We start from the raw sequence: 3,957 nt of genomic DNA, 5'->3' as shown, positions 1-3,957 counted from the left end.
CTGGTGTTGAGGGTGGTCCATGGCTGAAGTGATTGATGGCAAGAGCGTTGCCGGGGACGTTGTGGGGACGGTCAAGACCCTGACGGCTGAACTTGTCGCCAAGGGCAAGGCCAAGCCCGGTCTTGCCGTGGTCATCGTCGGCGAGGATCCGGCCAGTCAGGTCTATGTCGCGTCCAAGTCGCGCACCGCCAAGGAATGCGGCTTTCATTCCGTCCAGCATACGCTGCCGGCCGAAACCTCCGAAGAGGCATTGCTGAAGATCATCGGCGACCTCAACGCCGATCCGGCCATCAATGGCATCCTCGTGCAGCTTCCTCTGCCGGCCCACATTGACGCCGGCAAGATCATCCAGACCATCGCGCCGGAAAAGGATGTCGACGGCTTCCACTTCATCAATGTCGGCAAGCTCGGCACCGGTGAACTCGAAACAGCGTTCGTGCCTTGCACGCCGGCCGGCTCGATGCTTCTGATCGAGCGGGTGCGCGGCAAGGACCTGTCCGGCCTCAACGCCGTCGTCGTCGGCCGCTCCAACATCGTCGGCAAGCCGATGGCCAACCTGCTGCTTGCCGCCAACTGCACCGTCACCATCGCCCACAGCCGCACCAGGGATCTGCCGGCCTTGGCCCGCACCGCCGATATCCTTGTCGCGGCCGTCGGCAGGCCGGAGATGATCAGGGGTGATTGGGTGAAGCCAGGCGCCACCGTCATCGATGTCGGCATCAACCGCATCCCGGCGCCGGAAAAGGGCGAGGGCAAGTCCCGCCTCGTCGGCGATGTCGCCTATGCCGAAGCGGCCAGGGCCGCCAGCGCCATCACACCGGTGCCCGGCGGTGTCGGCCCCATGACCATTGCCATGCTGATGGCCAATACGTTAGCCTCCGCCTACCTTGCGGCCGGATTGAAACGGCCGTCCTTCTGACCCGCCAGAAAGCTGCAGCTTTGCCGAACCCCAGTGTTCCCTCAGAACGGCCGGTCATGACTGACCCCGTTCAAGGCGGCCGGCAGTTCGCATTCCTGCTGGTAGACAAGTTCTCCATGTTCTCGCTGGCTGCCGCGATCGATACGTTCCGGTCGGCGAACCGGTTGCTTGGCCGCGACTTCTACGGTTGGACCACGGTGTCGGCCGATGGCGATCCGGTGATGGCTTCCAATGGCCTGCCGCTCAAGATCGACTACGCCGTTGCCGACCTGCCGCCGGTCGATATCCTTTTCGTCTCGGTCGGGCTGACGACCGAATTCCCCGGCAAGAGCAAGGTGCTGGCGGCTTTGCGAAGCTGGGGCCGGCGCGGCAATGCGCTGGGTGCCCTGTCGGTCGGGTCCTACCTGCTGGCCGAGGCCGGCCAGCTCGAAGGCTATCGCTGCACCATCCATTGGGAAAACCGTGCCGGCTTCGTCGAGCGATTCCCCGACATCAACTGCACTGGCAACGTCTTCGAGATCGATCGCAAGCGCTACACCTGTGCCGGCGGCACCACTTCGATCGACCTGATGCTGGAGATCGTGCGCGGCGATTTCGGCTCGAACCTCGCCAATGGCGTCGCCAACCAGTTCCAGCACGAACGCATCCGCTCGGCCGGCGACCGTCAGCGCGTCGGACCCGAACGCGACCTGACCGGCAAGTCGGAGAAGCTCAGGCGCATCGTCGAACTGATGGCCGACCACCTCGACGAGCCGCTTTCGGCGGTACAGCTGGCCAAATCCGCCGGCCTTTCGGTGCGCCAGGTCGAGCGCCTGTTCCTGCGCCATCTCAGCGTCACGCCCGGCCGCTATTACATGCGGCTGCGGCTGGAGCGGGCGCGCGAACTGCTGCGCCAGACCAACATGCCGATCCTCGACGTGGCGATCGCGACGGGCTTCACCTCGCATTCCTACTTCGCCCAGAGCTATCGGCTGCAATTCGGCAGGCCGCCTTCGGAAGAACGCCGCACGACTTACTAAGCTGGTTTTCGTTTTCGTTGAGAGTTCGGCATTCGGCCCCGCGCATCGGGCCAGGGCTATGAATTCGGGTTAATGGGTTCTTTCGGAGCCTTCGCCGCGCGTAGGTTGACGGGTGCATCAAACGAAAAACCCGCCTATTGCGGCGGGTCACCGGCGCAAATCAGCACCATAGCCAAATATGTACCTTAGCTGAGGTCATGGTGTCAAGAAAAAATTCCTATTGCCGGGGAAAAGGCTGCCGACCCCGCCGAACTGGCCGCCGTCAGGACTTTTGTTAAGCTGGGTCCGCAGCCCTGCGCACCGGGCGCCCGGACTTGTGTCCCGGCGCCGCGTCAAATAGCTTGCCGCCCGGATCAGGGGCGGATTTAGGAGATTTCGATGGCGGGACTTGCACGGGGCGTCGCTGCGGCGATCCTCCTTTTGTCGATGACGACGTTCGGCTTCGCCGCAAACAAGGTCATCATCATTCTCGATGCCTCCGGCTCGATGTGGGCGCAGATCGACGGCAAGCCCAAGCTCGAAATCGCCCGCGAGTCGCTTCGAACCGTGCTTCAATCGGTCCCCACCGACGACGAGATCGGCTTCATGGCCTATGGCCACCGTGAAAAGGGCAGCTGCGACGACATCCAGCTGATCGTGCCGCCGCAGGCAGGTTCGGGCAGCGCCATTTCGGCCGCCGCCGACAGCCTGAAATTCCTCGGCAAGACGCCGCTGACGGCGGCGGTCAAACAGGCGGCCGAGGCGCTGAAATACACCGAGGACAAGGCGACCGTCGTGCTTATCACCGACGGGCTCGAAACATGCGGCGGCGACCCCTGCGCGCTTGGCAAGGAGCTCGAGGCATCCGGCGTCGACTTCACCGCCGATGTCGTCGGCTTCGGCCTCACCGCCGACGAGGGCAAGCAGATCGCCTGCCTCGCCGACAACACCGGCGGCAAATACATCCAGGCCTCCGACGAGAAGGCGCTGCAGGAGGCGCTTGCCGAGACCGTGGCAGCACCAGCGCCGGCTCCTGAACCGGCTCCGGCACCTGCGCCGGCACCCGCGCCCGAGCCGGCCAAACCGGACTTCAATTTCCTGCCGATAGCGGTGCTTGCCGAGGGCGGCGATTCCGTCACTGACGGCAACGCCTGGGAGATCTACAAGGCGAAACCCGACGGTACGCGCGGCGACTACGTCAGCACCGAATACGGCGCCTACAAGGCCAATCTGGAACCGGGCGACTATATCGTCGTGGCCAGCGACGGCCAGGCCAAGACCGAGCAGAAAGTCAAGATCGAGGCGGGCCAAGTCTACGCGCCTCTCTTCAACTTGAATGCCGGCACGCTCATCATCCATCCGCGACCGAGCGAGGGGGCAGATGTCGTCGATGGCGCGGCCATCGTCATCGATTATCCGGGTGCTGACATGCCCGCCACCTTCTATGGGACCACGAAAGCCGTGTTGCCGGCCGGCGACGAGAAAGTGACGGTCACGATCGGCCAGGGCGTGGCTACCGAAACGATTCCGCTGGCTGCCGGCAAGACCGTGGAAAAGGACATGATTGTCGGTGTCGGCCATGTCGTTGCCAATGCTTATTATGCTGCCGGCGGCGACAAGGCGGACGGTTCAGGCATCGGCTTCAAGGTGCTCAAGGCAAAAAAGAAGATCGATGGAACCAGGGACGAGGTGACCTATGCCTACGGACCCGACAGCAAATTCGATCTGCCGGCCGATGACTATGTCTTGATTGCGACGGTTGATCTCGCCGTTGTCGAGCAGCCGTTCACCGTCAAGGTCGGCGAATTTCAGGATCTGAAAATCGCAATGAATGCCGGCGTGCTGGCGATCACCGCGCCGGGAGCCTCGAAGATCGAGATTTTCGAGGCCAAAAAGGACATCAACGGCAACCGCAAGTCGCTTGGCTATGCATTCGACCAGAAGTACCAGGCAGCGATCCCGGCGGGCGACTATGCCGTCGTCTCGGAGAAATCCGACAACAGTTCGAAAGAAGGCAACGTGACGGTCAAAGCCGGCGAG

3 protein-coding genes are annotated in these 3,957 nt (G+C 63.1%); all 3 read left to right on the top strand.

The window, feature by feature from the left end; all coding sequences use genetic code 11:
* The first annotated feature begins 19 nt into the window (after positions 1–19).
* Positions 20–919 (top strand): bifunctional methylenetetrahydrofolate dehydrogenase/methenyltetrahydrofolate cyclohydrolase FolD, encoded by a 900-nt coding sequence (folD, locus tag EN991_RS26455; RefSeq protein ID WP_013530231.1) that lies wholly within the window; start codon positions 20–22, stop codon positions 917–919.
* A 56-nt stretch (positions 920–975) separates the two neighbouring features.
* On the top strand, positions 976–1,938 hold the full coding sequence (locus EN991_RS26450) for a GlxA family transcriptional regulator (RefSeq protein ID WP_013530232.1): 963 nt from the start codon (positions 976–978) through the stop codon (positions 1,936–1,938).
* A gap of 378 nt (positions 1,939–2,316) precedes the next feature.
* The coding region (locus EN991_RS26445) for a VWA domain-containing protein (protein WP_127369868.1) at positions 2,317–3,957 on the top strand (1,641 nt) is incomplete at its 3' end.

It is taken from the genome of Mesorhizobium sp. M7A.F.Ca.US.005.03.2.1, assembly GCF_003997795.1.
GTDB classification, from domain to species: domain Bacteria; phylum Pseudomonadota; class Alphaproteobacteria; order Rhizobiales; family Rhizobiaceae; genus Mesorhizobium; species Mesorhizobium ciceri.
Note: the sequence above shows the minus strand (reverse complement) of the source record. Positions and strands in the feature narration are given on the sequence as shown.